Origin of the sequence: Spirosoma profusum (assembly GCF_014699005.1) — a bacterium.
In the GTDB taxonomy this organism is placed as follows: domain Bacteria; phylum Bacteroidota; class Bacteroidia; order Cytophagales; family Spirosomataceae; genus Spirosoma; species Spirosoma profusum.
The window spans coordinates 79,726-93,514 of record NZ_JACWZY010000015.1 but is presented as its reverse complement, the minus strand read 5'-3'; the positions used below and the strand labels follow the sequence as shown (position 1 = coordinate 93,514).

Here is a 13,789-nt window from a genome sequence, read left to right as displayed (position 1 = left end):
TCATTCATCATTCACAACGTCTTCATACGCCCATTCCTTGCGTCCGGCTTCGGCGCCGAGGTTAAAACAACGGCGGCAACGGGCTTCGTAGCTGTCGGTTTCGCCCAAAAGCACGCGCTCTTTCGACGGAACAAGCCGGTATGAGTATTGAGCAATATCGCCACAAACCACACAGATGGCATGCACTTTCGTTACGTATTCGGCAATGCTCATCAGTTGCGGCATACAACCAAACGGCTTGCCTGCGAAGTCCATATCAAGCCCGGCAATGATAACGCGCTTGCCCTGATTCGCCAGCGTATTGACTACTTCGGTTATCTCTGAATCGAAAAATTGGGCCTCGTCGATACCAACTACATCACAATCACCGGCTAATGTTAAAATTTGGCCCGCTGTTTGCAGTGGGGTTGAATGAATAGTATGCGCTGAGTGCGAAACGATATTTTCTGCGTGATATCGGGTATCTAAACCAGGCTTGAAAATCTGGACGTTCAACTTCGCTATTCGGGCCCGCGTAAGCCGCCGGATTAACTCTTCGGTTTTCCCCGAAAACATCGATCCACAGATAACTTCAATCCATCCGGTGCGAAGATGGGGTGGTTCACGGCGTCGGGTCGGTTCAATAAACATAGCGATAAATAAGTAACTCCAGCGATACGACTAAGCTAACTGACTTAACCATGATTAACCAAGACGAACATTGTTTTATTTACCCACATGGATTGCCCGTAAGAGGATTAAATCATGGTTTGCAGCCCGCAGCATTTGATTTCTTCAATGAGAAAGGGCGGTTTGTGCCCGAAAGCTATATATTTACAAAACAAAGGCTTTTCCTGATGTCGAACAAGTTTAACGCAAACGCGCTCACCGAATACAGCAAGTCCTACGCCCGTCGGATAGCCGCTGATTTTTACCAGCAGCATGCAACGATTAATGGCCAGCAGATTCTCAAACTGACGCCAATTAGTCAAATTAACTTGTTCATTATTAGTAGTTTGTCGGATAAGTGGCAGGCTGATGCCGAAAAATTTCGTAGTCCTTATTTCGATTTTACAGATGCCGATGTTCAGGAAGCGCTACAGAATTTTATGAACGTAGTGTCGCAGCACATTTCGGTGCGTCGTGAACACCTCGAACCGCTCCTGGCCGATGCTACCCGTCGGGCGATTATCATGGTTTTCGATCCCAGAGCTTACTTCGATGATGTGCTCCGGGAGCAGCCTGAATTTACGGTAACAGCGTCGGCGCTGAAGCAAATTGTTCGGTATACAAAAATCAATCAGTTCATTCCGCAGCACATTATGCAGCGCATGAACGGCCGGCCATTTGTGTACGTAAATCAGGCATTGACCTATCTGGATGAGGCTCTTACGCAGCGTGGGCACGAACTTGAACATTACGATAAGTTTGTGGCGCTGTTCTCGGAGAAGTTACCAATGAACGTATCGGTACTGCTACGTAGCCACGTACCAGATAGCATTCCAACAAACCCGGCCCGGTCATTCTTCGACACCGCAACCTCAAATGAGACGGCTATTCCTCCTGCACCATTAGTGCCGGTAGAGTCTGTTCCTGAGAGTGTTACGCCCGCTATTCCGCCCCAGCCTACTCAGTTCGAAAAAGCAGACGTAACGGAAGAACGTAGTATACCGATTGAGCGGCCGCTTCAGGATGTCGACTATAATTCGAGCGTGATTGGCACAAAATTCCTGAATGGCGAAGCCGGTCCCAAACCTGTTGCGCCTATCAGCCAGCCGTCAGAAATGCCGACGGGAGCACTTACACCATCTGCTACGTCGGAGCCAACATTCCCGACCGATACGTCTGCTACGGTGAGCGAACCTGCTACGTTAAATGATACGTTGCGGGAAACAGCTCCGACTGAAACGGCAACCGTTGCTGAGAAATTTAACCGGGCACCGATTGAAAGTGTGGCCCGCAGTATTTCGTTAAATCAGAAATTCCGGTTTATCAATCAATTGTTCAACGGTAATTCAGGTGCTTATAATCAGGCAGTTGATGAAATCGATAAACTAAATAATTACGGCCAGGCCCTCGACCTGATTTCGTATCGTTACGCATCGCAATATCTCTGGGACATGAGCAGCGATGAAGTGAGCGAATTGGTTGAAATTCTCAAGCGTCGATTTGCTTAAAGATTTATTCTCCTTTCGAGAGAGTTACGAATGCCATTACTCCAGGTAATGGCATTCGTCGTTTGAAACCCGTTCGACTACAAAATGTATCTTTTGGTGAAGGCATCCGTCTAAGGGATGCCTTTGTTGTTTGTTTCGTCCACAAGCGAACAAGCTTTGGTGAGGGTAGTTTCACCTAATCTCAACAGATTCATTGCGAACCGTTTGCTTCCTGATTCTGGCTGGATGGCTGGCCTGCCTGCGTGCTTTTTCGCAGAACAGACCTATTTTTCAGCAAGATGCTGCACTAAGTCGCTATTTGCAGGATTTATTTCCAGTACAAACAGAGGGAGTCGATTATGAATCTGTATTTGACGCGCTGACTCAACTTTACGCTCAGCCACTTGACATCAACAAAGCCACGCGCGACGAGCTGGCGGCAACATACTTATTGACCGAACAACAACTAAACAGCCTGATAACGTATCGCGCAGATTTCGGCGATTTATTAGCCATCTATGAGCTTCAGGCAGTGCCCGATTTTGATGTGGCTACCATTCGAAGGCTAATGCCGTTTATAACTGTGAGTGTTACGTCTGGAATTTTTGGGAAATTTGCTACGTCCACCGATAACTATCTGATTCTTCGCTACGAACGAGTCTTGGAAAAGCAAAAAGGCTTTTCGGAAGCTACGCCTGATAAAAATGGTAAACTGCCCAATCGTTACGTTGGTGGACCGAATCAGTGGTACGTTCGGTATCGATACAGCAGACCCCGCGCGTTCAGCTTCGGTCTGACGCTGGAAAAAGATCCCGGTGAACGCCTAATTTGGCAACCATCGGCGAATCAGTACGGTGCTGATTACGTATCGTTTCACGCACAACTACAAAACCGTGGTAAATGGCGCTCAATCATTCTGGGCGATTATCAGGTGCAGGTTGGGCAGGGATTGGTACTATCTGCGGGTTTTGCACTGGGCAAAAGTGCCGAAACTGTACAAACGCTACGTCGTCCGACGTTGGGTGGTCGCCCCTACACCTCGCTCACCGAATCGGGCTATTTTCGTGGGGCCACCGCTACGTATGCCGTCACCCCAACCATCGACGTAACACTTTTGCTCGCTCGTAATCGGCGGGATGCCAATACAGCTGAAGGTGATACAGAAGAAAGTTCGATTGCTACGTCTTTTCAAACTTCTGGCCTGCATCGCACACCATCAGAAATTGCCGATAGGGCTAGTTTGACGGAAACAAATCTGGGAGCGCATCTTCTTTATCACAATCGGCATCAACTGCAAGTAGGACTGACCGCGCTACGTACCCTATTCGATACGTTCGTTCGTAAGCGCGATTTGTCGTATAATCAGTACGAGTTTACCGGAAAGCAGAACGTAGTGGTTGGTTTGCATGGCAGCTACATCTGGCGCAACTGGAATCTGTTTACCGAAATGGCTCGAAGTGCAGGTTCGACAACAAATTCGGGTGGATTAGGATTCGTGGGTGGTACGTTGGTGAGTTTAACTAAAAAGCTGGATGCCTCCCTGGTGCTACGTCATTACGACCGTAATTTCCACGGTTTTTACGGGAACGCATTCAGCGAAGGAGGACGTAACGCCAACGAAACGGGCGCATATTTTGGACTGAAATACAGCGTTTACCGGAAACTAACAGTAGGTGGATTCATGGATTTCTTTCACTTCCCGTGGCTGCGATATCTGGTCGATAAACCATCAAAAGGATTCGATTATTTGCTTCAGCTACGTTATACACCGAACAGACAAACGGCTTTCTCCTTGGTGATACACGACGAACATAAAGAGAAAAACCTGCCCGGCGACAAAGCGAAGAACGTAGTAGAAACTACTCGAAAAAGCTACGTACTGAATGTTGATTATAGCCTTCGGCGTGGGCTGTCGCTACGTTCGCGAGTGCAGTGGGGAAGTTTTCAATATGCTGGACAATCGCCTAAACGCGGCTTTACGTTGGTTCAGGACGCTACGTTCGAGTATCGGCGATTGAGTTTGAGTGGTCGGATGGCGTTGTTCAGTACGGATGATTACGATAGTCGGCAGTACGTTTACGAACGCGATGTGCTTTACGCCTTTTCATTTCCGGCCTATTTCAACCGAGGAATTCGGCATTACGTAATGGCTCAATACACGCTAAATCGTCACCTCGATGTATGGGTTCGTTGGGCCAGAACCGACGTAACGAACCAAGATTTTGTCGGCTCCGATCTGGATCAGATTGATGCTCCGCACAAATCAGAAGTGAAAATGCAGGTTCGGTGGCGGTTGTAAAGGCATGCCTTCTCTCTACTTTTCCATTTCGCGAATGAGCTTGTTCGCGTTGATGAACTCGTTCAACTCTTTGACGTCGGAGTGGATGAGCGAATTACTATTTCCTTCCCAAACCTTTTTGCCCTTGTGGAGAAACATGATTTTCTCGCCGATCTCCATCATTGAGTTCATGTCGTGGGTAATAACTACAGTTGTAATCTGATATTCTTCGGTGATTTCGGAGATAAGTTGGTCAATCTTTATGGACGTCAGTGGATCAAGACCGGAGTTGGGTTCGTCGCAGAATAAGTATTTTGGATTCAGGACTATGGCACGGGCAATACCAACGCGCTTTTTCATCCCGCCACTAATTTCAGAAGGCATTCGGTCGCCCGCGTCGCCTAGTCCGACGCGCTGTAAACACTCCTGCGAACGGTCAACTTTTTCCTTTTCCGATAAATCCGTCAGCATATCGAGCGGAAAACGTACGTTCTGAAGTACGGTTTTCGAGTCGAACAAAGCGGAACCCTGAAAAAGAACGCCCATTTCGCGCCGAATGGCTTTCTGATCTTCAAGATCACCCGTCAGAAAGTTTCGACCATCATAAAGCACTTCGCCCTTATCGGGTTTAACGAGACCAATCATGCATTTCAGCAGCACGCTCTTCCCGGTACCACTTGTCCCAATGACCAGCGTTGTTTTCCCCGGCTCGAACGAACCGCTGATGCCCGCCAGCACATGCCGGTCGCCAAAGGTTTTTTCTATATTCTTGATTTCAATCATGTTATAAAGAGCGAAAGAGCGAAAGAGCGAAAGAGTGTTGGCTCTGGAAATTCGCCCCGCTTCGGCGTTCCGATTTCACTCTTTCACACTTTCGCTCTTTATGTTAACAGCATCTGTGTCAGAACGAAGTCGGCGGCAACGATGGCGATACAACTATTGGTTACGGCTGATGTCGATGCGGCTCCCACTTCCAGCGCACCCCCGCGCACGTTGTAGCCCTGATAGGCCGAAATGGTTGACACCAGAAAGGCAAATACGACTGTTTTGATGAGTGCGAACGTAACGCCGAACGGTTTGTAATCCACACGCAGCCCCGTTACGTAATCTTCGGAAGAAATTACTCCGGCCAACGTACCGGCGATATAACCGCCCAGAATCGCCAGAAAGCCCGCCATAATTACCAGCAACGGAAACATCAGTACTGAAGCAATCACCTTCGGCAGCACCAGATACGAACTCGAATTGATGCCCATAACTTCCAGTGCATCAATCTGTTCGGTGATTCGCATGGTGCCTAATTCGCCAGCGATGTTTGAGCCAACTTTGCCCGCCAGTACAATGCACGACAGCGTAGGAGCCAATTCCAGAATAGAGCTGTCGCGGACGATAAGTGCGATGATGTTTTTAGGTACAAACGGGTTGGTCAGGTTATAGGCCGTCTGAACGCAGGTAACCGCACCAATAAACGTATTAACCAACGCGACAATGAAAATAGAGCCGACACCGATTGATGTACATTCATTGAGGATAAGACTCATGTATACGCGCAACTTTTCCCGATTACGGAAAAGCGTACCCAGAAAAATAAAATAACTACCTAATCGTGACATAAAGCGTGTAGCGAGACGAATCAGGAAGTTTTTGTCATGCTGAGGAACGAAGCATCTTAACGTTCCATTATCCTCGAACTAGGATGCTTTAAGATGCTTCGTTCCTCAGCATGACAAAAACACTCCTTTGTGAGCTTGTGCCCGAACTATTAAACGGCTTCTTTATTCGGGAGAACCCCCGTAAAGATAGAATGGTTTCTGACGTAACTTGCGCCAAACACGAAACCTTATAAAAACAGGACGTATTGGGCCAAAAAATGGCCGTTTTCTCAAGTATGAATCCATTAATTGTTGTGACGGGCGGCACCAAAGGTATTGGTCTGGCAGTGGCCGAACGATTTGTTGCGGAAGGTTTCGACGCGGTTATCTGCGCTCGATCTATTGCTAACGTAACGGGCGGTGGTCTGCTTCCCTTTGCCGCCGATTTATCGACCAGAACCGGCGTAGATAAATTACTGGGCTACATCAAATCGCTCAGCCGGCCGATCGAAATGTTGCTGAATAACACCGGTATTTTCCTGCCAGGGCAGATTCATAACGAAGACGAAGGTACGTTTGAAAAACTCATGAGCACCAACGTAGCCAGTGCCTATCATCTCACACGCGGGCTCGTGGGCGATATGATGGCGCGACGGCAGGGTCATATTTTTATGATGTGTTCGACGGCCAGCATTACGGCTTACACAAATGGCGGTTCGTACTGTATTTCAAAATTTGCCTTGCTGGGTATGAGTCGCGTGCTACGTGAAGAATTGAAGCCGTATGACGTAAAAGTAACGGCGGTTTTGCCCGGTGCTACGTTAACAGCCAGTTGGCAGGGAACGGACTTACCCGAAGAACGTTTTATGAAACCCGGCGACGTAGCAGACAGTATTTGGGCCAGTTATTCGCTGTCGAAAAGCGCTGTGGTTGAAGAAATTCTGATACGTCCGCAGTTAGGTGATATCTAGCAATCGCCATAAACAACTAGTCATGAATGCAATTGACTAGTACTCTTTCGTATCTTGCGCTCCATTTCATTGAATCCTAACCGAATTAATCGAAAACTGATAACTGCAAAGAATGGCTTCCGTTGAGTATTTGGGTATTGACGTGGGTGGAACAAACGTCAAAATGGGCATTGTTGATGCGAATACCGGTAAAATTTCCAATTTCTATAGTCATGATACCATAAGCTGGCGCGAATCGGGACATTTTATCGACCGTTTTGGCGACGCTGTTGCCTTGCAGTTGCTGAGTAACAAAGACGTTAAGAAAGTGGGAATCGGTTTGCCAGGGATGCTCAATCGCGAACGTACCGTACCCCTTGAAATTACGGCCATTCCGGAAATCAACGATCTTCCTATGGTTGCGTTGTTAAGCAAACGATTTTCAGGAATAGAATTTTTCCTGGCCAATGATGCCAACGCAGCCGCTCTGGGCGAATATTATTTTGCCGAGGAAAAAATTACTGAGAATTATATTTTCATTACGTTAGGTACTGGTGTCGGCGGAGCGGCCATCATCAACAAAAAAATCTTTACCGGTGGCGATGGCAATGCGATGGAACCCGGTCACATCCCGTCGCGAAATGGGCGTGTGCTTGAACGTAACATCGGTAAAGTAGAATTGCTCCAACTCGCCAACGAACGTCGAAAAGGCTACAAAGGCAATACACATTTGCTCGATGATGGTAGCATCTCAACCACAGGATTGGTAGCTGCCGCTGCCGTAGGTGATGAACTGGCGCTGCAAATCTGGAAAGAAGTGGGCGAAATGCTGGGAGAAGGGCTGGCTGCACTCATTAAAATTCTCGATATCAAACAAGTACTGATTGGTGGCGGTTTATCGGCGTCATTCGATTACATCATGCCTGCTGTCAATGAAACCCTCGATTACTGGCTGAATGCATACTACAAAAACGGTCTGAGTATCAAACGGGCTACGTTGGGTAACGACGCCGGGCTGCTCGGCGCAGCTTCGCTTTGTTTCGACTAATGTCTGATGTATGGGCTTAGCCCATACTCAAATCAAATTCACTTCCGGGGAAATAGCTATTCCAAATGTAGTAGCTACCGATTCCTGTATGCGTTTAGCGAGGGCCATGATTTCGTTGCCAGAAGCATGGCCATAATTAACAAGAACCAGGGCCTGTTTGGCATGTACGCCCGCGTCGCCCGACCGATATCCTTTCCAGCCAGCCTGTTCGATAAGCCAACCGGCTGGCACTTTCACCAGTGTGTCGCCTATGGGATAGCCGGGTAGTTCTGGAAACTGTTCTTTTAACGTATCAAACTGATTTTTAGGGATTTCTGGATTTTTGAAGAAACTACCTGCATTGCCAATTTGAGCCGGGTCGGGAAGTTTGCTACGTCGGATACGAATAACGGCTTCGCTAATTGCTTTGATAGATAACGTATCGTCAGTAATTCCCATCTGAGTCAGCGTTTCCTGAATGGCACCGTAGCGCGTGTGGAACGTAGCACGTTTATTTAACTGAAACGTAACACTGGTGATGATGTATTGATTTTTCAGTGCCCGTTTGAATATACTTTCCCGGTAACCAAACGCGCAATCGGCATGAGCGAACGTCCGCTTTTCGCCGGCTTGCCGGTCTATGGCTGTCAACGATTCAAAAACCTGTTCCAACTCAACGCCGTAAGCCCCAATATTTTGCATTGGTGCCGCGCCGACCGTGCCGGGAATGAGCGACAGGTTTTCGAGACCAGCGAAATTTCGGGTTACACAATACTGAACCAGTTCGTGCCAGATTACGCCCGCGCCGGCTTTCAGGTAGATATGGTCATCGTCTTCGCGGACAACGTCGATGCCCTGAATGTTCATTTTAACAACTAATCCATCGAAATCCTGACAGAGCAGTACGTTGCTACCACCGCCGAGAATTAATTTCGGCTTATTCTGATACTCGTCCAGTTGCAGTAAAGTCTGTAAATCTTCCTCAGAATGGATATCAACCCAGTATCGCGCAGTGGCTTCAATTCCGAACGTATTATACGATTTGAGCGATACGTGGCTCTGTATATTCAGCATAAGATGCACGTAGTAGGAATTCAAAATTAACCAAATACCGACAGGCTTTCATAACAATGACGACATTGGTACGTATTGAACAGACAAAATGGCTAATTTTACACCATATTCGACTATAACAATGCGAGGCAGGTTCAGTAACGTTTGGGTATTGAGTATCTTACTGATGGCGGGTTGTGCCAGCAGTCGACCTGCTGCTACGAGCCGAACGGTGGATTACAACAGCTACAACGAAGATTTATCGTCGGTACGTCCAGTGTACACAAACAGCACGGCGAACCCCGCGACAACAAGTCGCCCTTCGTCACCGACGGCCAGTACAACGACAACTCCGCCACCTCGCCGGACCGAAACCCGGAAGCCGACCGCTATAGCCGAAGCTATGCACATCAACCGGAAGCTCGATTTAGTACTCGATACAATGGCTACTCAAAATCGGACGATACGTTACGCTCCTGGCTTTCGCATTCAGGTTTACGTGGGTAATCAGCGACAGGAAGCTGAAGCTGCTAAACTGCTAATTACGCAGAATTTCCCTGAATTGAATCCTTATCTGAGCTACAGCCAGCCTACGTACAAACTGAAAGTAGGGGATTTTATGCGACGAATTGACGCTGAACGGTACTATACGTCTATTCGTAAATTGATCACGTCTTCGCAGTTGCAAGCCGATAAAGTAGACATTCGGCGGAGCCTGTTAATAAAATAAGTTATAAAATTCAAGTGGTCAAGCTTACCTTTGCTACGTTTTGTACAATTTTAGGCGTGAGTGTTGGCTCGTGTAGGACATTATGAAAAAAGCAATTATTACCGGGGTTACCGGACAGGATGGAGCTTATCTAGCCGAATTACTATTAGACAAAGGCTATGAAGTTCACGGGATCAAGCGCCGGAGCTCCCTCTTTAATACGCAGCGGATTGACCATATGTATGAAGATCCGCACGAGAAACATATTCGTTTCAAGCTCCACTACGGCGATTTGTCGGATTCGACCAATATCATTCGCATTATTCAGGAAGTGCAGCCCGATGAAATTTATAACCTCGGGGCCATGTCGCACGTGCGGGTTAGCTTCGATGAGCCTGAATATACGGCGCAGGTTGACGGAATCGGTACGTTACGTATTCTGGAGGCCGTTCGTCTGCTCGGCTTGACTCATAAAACTCGTATTTATCAGGCGTCGACGTCGGAGCTATACGGTGGTGTGCAGGGCCATGCGCAATCAGAAACAACGCCTTTTTATCCGCGTTCGCCGTATGCCGTCGCAAAATTGTATGGTTACTGGATAACCGTCAACTACCGCGAAGCGTACGGTATGTATGCCTGCAATGGAATTTTGTTTAACCACGAATCTCCGCTACGTGGCGAAACTTTTGTGACCCGTAAGATTACGCGCGCTGTGGCACGTATCGCCCTGGGCTTGCAGGATAAGGTTTATCTGGGCAATCTGGATTCGCTACGTGACTGGGGTCATGCCAAAGACTACGTTGAGGCCATGTACCTGATCCTGCAACAGGAAACTCCCGAAGATTTCGTCATTGCTACAGGCGTAACTACCAGCGTTCGCGATTTTGTGAAGATGGCGTTTGCTGAAATCGGTGTAGAGCTGGAGTTCACTGGGGAAGGTTCCGACGAAGTGGCTAAAGTAGTAAGTGCCTCGAACTCTGATTATAAGGTGGAAGTTGGGCAAACGGTCCTTTGCATTGATCCACGCTATTATCGTCCTACTGAAGTTGATTTGCTCTTAGGCGATCCAGCCAAAGCCATGGCCAAATTGAACTGGAAGCCAAAATATGATTTGAAAGCACTGGTTCAGGATATGATGTCGGCGGACGTTAAACTGTTCCGTCGCGACCAGTTTCTTGCCAAGAGTGGGCATCAGGTGTTGAATTATTTTGAGTAGAGAGAAATTATTTGATGAATAGATTGACGAATGCCATAACCCGAAGTAATGGCATTCTTTTTTTACTACGTAACACGCAAAATGGAAAAGGGCTGACTTGGAAATAATCCAGTCAGCCCTTTTTTATGCTTTACGCTTACGCCTTACATAGGTACAGCGTAGTAGTACATCCGCGAACTATTAGGGTACATGCCAATCAGCATTAGACCTTCGCCTTCTTTAACGGCGGCAATAATATCCTGTAAATCCTTCGTTGACTTGACGCTTTTCGTGTTGGCTTTCACAATAATAAAGCCTTCTTCAACATCGGTATCGGCTAATTTGCCATCCGTGATTTTCGAAACCCGAACACCACCGCTCACACCAAGCTGTTTGGCTTCCTGAGACGACAGCGCTTCGAAGTTGGCACCCAGCGAATTCAGCGACGTAGCAGCAGCTGTAACCTCAGATTTCTTGATCACATCACGACCACCATTGCGGTTACGAAGTTCAACTTTGAAGTCGCGTTCAGTGCCATCGCGATTAACCGTTACGGTTACAATATCACCCGGACGACGACGGCCGATGATTTCACGCATTTGAGCGTCAGAATCAAGGGCTTGGCCTTCCATTTTAACGATAACGTCACCTTTCTTCAAACCGGCAGCTTCGGCTGCGCCTTTACCAACGACTTCGTTAACATAGATACCGCGACCTACTTTGGTGCCTTTTTCTTTGGCCAGCGTGCTGTTCAACTCTTGTGGCAGAATGCCAATATAACCACGCTGTACGTTACCGTATTTAAGTAGGTCAGCCGATACTTTTTTCACGAGCGAAACCGGCACCGCGAAACCATAACCACTGTAATAACCCGTTTGGGAAGCAATAGCTGAATTGATGCCAACCAGTTCGCCACGGAGGTTTACAAGGGCACCGCCTGAGTTACCTGGGTTGATGGCCGCATCCGTCTGGATGAACGATTCTACTGGTGAATCAGGTTTTTCTTCATTCCGATTGATATTCTGATCGAGGATACCAATCCGACGACCTTTCGCGCTAACGATACCAGCCGTAACGGTCGATTCCAAATCCAGCGGGTAGCCAACCGCTAACACCCATTCGCCTAATTTGAGGCCGTCCGAATCACCCAACGTAATGAAAGGTAGGTTGTTAGCATCTACTTTAATAACGGCCAGGTCGGTAAGAGGGTCGGTACCAATAACTTTAGCTTTGAAGCTACGCTTATCGGTCATAATTACCTCCACTTCGTCGGCGTCCTGCACTACGTGGTTGTTCGTTACGATATAACCATCTTTGCTGATGATAACGCCCGAACCCGACGCTTGTCCTTGTTGACGGCGGGGTTGGCGCTGATTGCCACCGCCACCGAACTCATCACCAAAAAACTCCCGGAAAATATCGGGGATCTGTTGCTGACGTACCGTGCGGGTCATCGTTGTACGAATGTGCACAACAGTTGGCGTTACAGCTTCGGCTGCCGTCGAGAAATCCCCGGGAACAGCCGTCGGGCCACCGGGTAAAGAAACCAGCCGATTTGTGCTGGCAGGAGCAGGGGTCGATTCGTTAAAGATTACATCCCGGTTGTTGAAACCCAACAGGTTGTAAGCAGCCAGCGTGATTACGCTCGACAAGAGCATCAGCGCTAATAATTTCCAGTTGCTTTTCATGGTTTAATGCGAGAAATCTAATTGCTTTTTTGTGTTAGTAACAGCTGTTTCTGTCTGTTGGTATAACGGAAAGCGCATTCCGAAAAATTCGACTCGCGTCTGACCTTAACAAAATTTAACAGGTCATTGTTAAAGGGCCTTCAAGTTAATAAAAAGCCTGAAAGATTCCTTAACTGACTTTTTGATTAAGGATAGATTTACAGACGTACTATCTTACGTCAAACAACGTACCAATGAGAAAAGCGATATACGTTTCAGCCATTTTGGCATAGAAACAACGTAGCATCACCATTTTCTAGCCAAAATGACGTAGTGATTATAGCGAAGGCGCTACGTAGTGAGCACCAGAAATATGCAACTGCTACGTAGCAAACCGCAGAAATAATGAGGAAATAGCCCTACTTGATAGCCAATAATTCGAACGCTTTTTCAGCGGCTGCCTGTTCGGCTTTCTTCTTGCTGTAGCCGCTACCAGTGGCAAAAGGTTCTTCGTTGACGAGCACCTGAGCGATGAACTCGCGGAAGTGGCTGTTCCCTTTCTCAGAAACAATCTCAAAGCGAATTTCTTTGCCTTCGCGCTGGGCCCATTCAATCAGTCGGCTTTTGAAGTTGCCGTTATTCTGCACCACGGACTCGATATCGTAGTGTGAGAGAAGATGTTTGAGGATAAACCGACGGGTAAAGCTGAAGCCTTTGTCCAGGTAAATAGCACCAACCAGCGCTTCGAGCGCATCGCCATACATGGATGTACGAGCGGGCATGCTACGTGTCCGGCTTCCGTCGAATTCAATCAGTTGATCGAGGCCAATTTTGCGGGCAATGCCGTTCAGCGTTTCCCGGTTGACGATTCGGGAGCGAATTTCGGTGAGAAAACCTTCGTCTTTGTAAGGGTATTTTTTAAATAGAAACTCAGCAATGACCATCCCAAGTACTGCATCACCCAGATACTCAAGCCGCTCGTTCGATTCCCGAAAACCTTCAATAGCCGTAGCTTTCGACGCTGACGTATGACGTAGCGCCAGTTGATATAGGCCAAGATTTGATGGGCTTGACCCAATGATATGGCCAATGGACCGGCGTAAATTTTTACGCGGATCTTTATTCCCGGACCGGAACCAGTCGAAAGGATTGAAAAAGCTACGTGGCAAAGCGATTTGCACGA

Annotated in this window: 12 protein-coding genes; 6 read left to right on the top strand and 6 right to left on the bottom strand. The window is 47.7% G+C overall.

Going from position 1 to position 13,789, the window contains the following annotated elements:
* Complete coding sequence (locus tag IC229_RS17835) at positions 1 to 630, bottom strand: thymidine kinase (protein WP_190888365.1); 630 nt, start codon at positions 628 to 630, stop codon at positions 1 to 3.
* 206 nt (positions 631 to 836) lie between these two features.
* Here IC229_RS17835 and IC229_RS17830 point away from each other — a divergent pair, with 206 nt between their 5' ends.
* Both IC229_RS17830 and IC229_RS17825 read left to right on the top strand, forming a co-directional pair.
* Positions 837 to 2,156: a hypothetical protein gene (locus IC229_RS17830; RefSeq protein ID WP_190888439.1), complete on the top strand. Its 1,320-nt coding sequence runs from the start codon at positions 837 to 839 to the stop codon at positions 2,154 to 2,156.
* A gap of 193 nt (positions 2,157 to 2,349) precedes the next feature.
* Positions 2,350 to 4,434, top strand: coding sequence for a ComEA family DNA-binding protein (locus IC229_RS17825; RefSeq protein ID WP_223834063.1), 2,085 nt, complete (start codon positions 2,350 to 2,352; stop codon positions 4,432 to 4,434).
* Positions 4,435 to 4,449: 15 nt separating this feature from the next.
* Here IC229_RS17825 and IC229_RS17820 read toward each other — a convergent pair whose 3' ends face one another.
* Positions 4,450 to 5,196, bottom strand: coding sequence for an ABC transporter ATP-binding protein (locus IC229_RS17820; protein ID WP_190888364.1), 747 nt, complete (start codon positions 5,194 to 5,196; stop codon positions 4,450 to 4,452).
* 98 nt (positions 5,197 to 5,294) lie between these two features.
* Entirely contained in the window at positions 5,295 to 6,026 is a 732-nt protein-coding gene (locus tag IC229_RS17815; protein WP_190888363.1) for an MlaE family ABC transporter permease, read from the bottom strand.
* Between the two features lie 275 nt (positions 6,027 to 6,301).
* Between IC229_RS17815 and IC229_RS17810 the strand changes: the two genes are divergently transcribed.
* Together IC229_RS17810 and IC229_RS17805 are read left to right on the top strand one after the other, a co-directional pair.
* Positions 6,302 to 6,976, top strand: a complete 675-nt coding sequence (locus IC229_RS17810; protein WP_190888362.1) for an SDR family oxidoreductase — start codon at positions 6,302 to 6,304, stop codon at positions 6,974 to 6,976.
* Positions 6,977 to 7,088: 112 nt separating this feature from the next.
* The gene (locus IC229_RS17805) at positions 7,089 to 8,003 is read left to right on the top strand and encodes an ROK family protein (RefSeq protein ID WP_190888361.1); all 915 of its coding nucleotides are present in this window, start codon (positions 7,089 to 7,091) and stop codon (positions 8,001 to 8,003) included.
* Between the two features lie 27 nt (positions 8,004 to 8,030).
* Here the strand turns inward: IC229_RS17805 and murB are convergent, their stop codons facing one another.
* Complete coding sequence (gene murB / locus IC229_RS17800) at positions 8,031 to 9,056, bottom strand: UDP-N-acetylmuramate dehydrogenase (RefSeq protein WP_190888360.1); 1,026 nt, start codon at positions 9,054 to 9,056, stop codon at positions 8,031 to 8,033.
* A gap of 121 nt (positions 9,057 to 9,177) precedes the next feature.
* Between murB and IC229_RS17795 the strand changes: the two genes are divergently transcribed.
* Together IC229_RS17795 and gmd are read left to right on the top strand one after the other, a co-directional pair.
* Positions 9,178 to 9,765 carry an SPOR domain-containing protein gene (locus tag IC229_RS17795; RefSeq protein WP_190888359.1) on the top strand — a complete coding sequence of 196 codons (588 nt, stop codon included), beginning with the start codon at positions 9,178 to 9,180 and terminating at the stop codon, positions 9,763 to 9,765.
* Positions 9,766 to 9,847: 82 nt separating this feature from the next.
* Positions 9,848 to 10,960, top strand: coding sequence for a GDP-mannose 4,6-dehydratase (gene gmd / locus IC229_RS17790; RefSeq protein WP_190888358.1), 1,113 nt, complete (start codon positions 9,848 to 9,850; stop codon positions 10,958 to 10,960).
* A gap of 143 nt (positions 10,961 to 11,103) precedes the next feature.
* On the opposite strand, the gene IC229_RS17785 is transcribed toward gmd, so the two are convergent.
* A complete protein-coding gene (locus IC229_RS17785) occupies positions 11,104 to 12,627 on the bottom strand; it encodes a Do family serine endopeptidase (protein WP_190888357.1) in 1,524 nt (507 codons plus the stop codon).
* Between the two features lie 398 nt (positions 12,628 to 13,025).
* Entirely contained in the window at positions 13,026 to 13,787 is a 762-nt protein-coding gene (rnc, locus tag IC229_RS17780) for a ribonuclease III (RefSeq protein WP_190888356.1), read from the bottom strand.
* Between the last annotated feature and the right edge of the window lie 2 nt (positions 13,788 to 13,789).

What these genes read in the sequence shown, in the direction of transcription:
- IC229_RS17835 (WP_190888365.1), bottom strand. Translation starts at nt 630, where the DNA reads ATGTTTATTGAACCGACCCGACGCCGTGAACCACCCCATCTTCGCACC.
- IC229_RS17830 (WP_190888439.1), top strand. Translation starts at nt 837, where the DNA reads ATGTCGAACAAGTTTAACGCAAACGCGCTCACCGAATACAGCAAGTCC.
- IC229_RS17820 (WP_190888364.1), bottom strand. Translation starts at nt 5,196, where the DNA reads ATGATTGAAATCAAGAATATAGAAAAAACCTTTGGCGACCGGCATGTG.
- IC229_RS17815 (WP_190888363.1), bottom strand. Translation starts at nt 6,026, where the DNA reads ATGTCACGATTAGGTAGTTATTTTATTTTTCTGGGTACGCTTTTCCGT.
- IC229_RS17810 (WP_190888362.1), top strand. Translation starts at nt 6,302, where the DNA reads ATGAATCCATTAATTGTTGTGACGGGCGGCACCAAAGGTATTGGTCTG.
- IC229_RS17805 (WP_190888361.1), top strand. Translation starts at nt 7,089, where the DNA reads ATGGCTTCCGTTGAGTATTTGGGTATTGACGTGGGTGGAACAAACGTC.
- murB (WP_190888360.1), bottom strand. Translation starts at nt 9,056, where the DNA reads ATGCTGAATATACAGAGCCACGTATCGCTCAAATCGTATAATACGTTC.
- IC229_RS17795 (WP_190888359.1), top strand. Translation starts at nt 9,178, where the DNA reads ATGCGAGGCAGGTTCAGTAACGTTTGGGTATTGAGTATCTTACTGATG.
- gmd (WP_190888358.1), top strand. Translation starts at nt 9,848, where the DNA reads ATGAAAAAAGCAATTATTACCGGGGTTACCGGACAGGATGGAGCTTAT.
- IC229_RS17785 (WP_190888357.1), bottom strand. Translation starts at nt 12,627, where the DNA reads ATGAAAAGCAACTGGAAATTATTAGCGCTGATGCTCTTGTCGAGCGTA.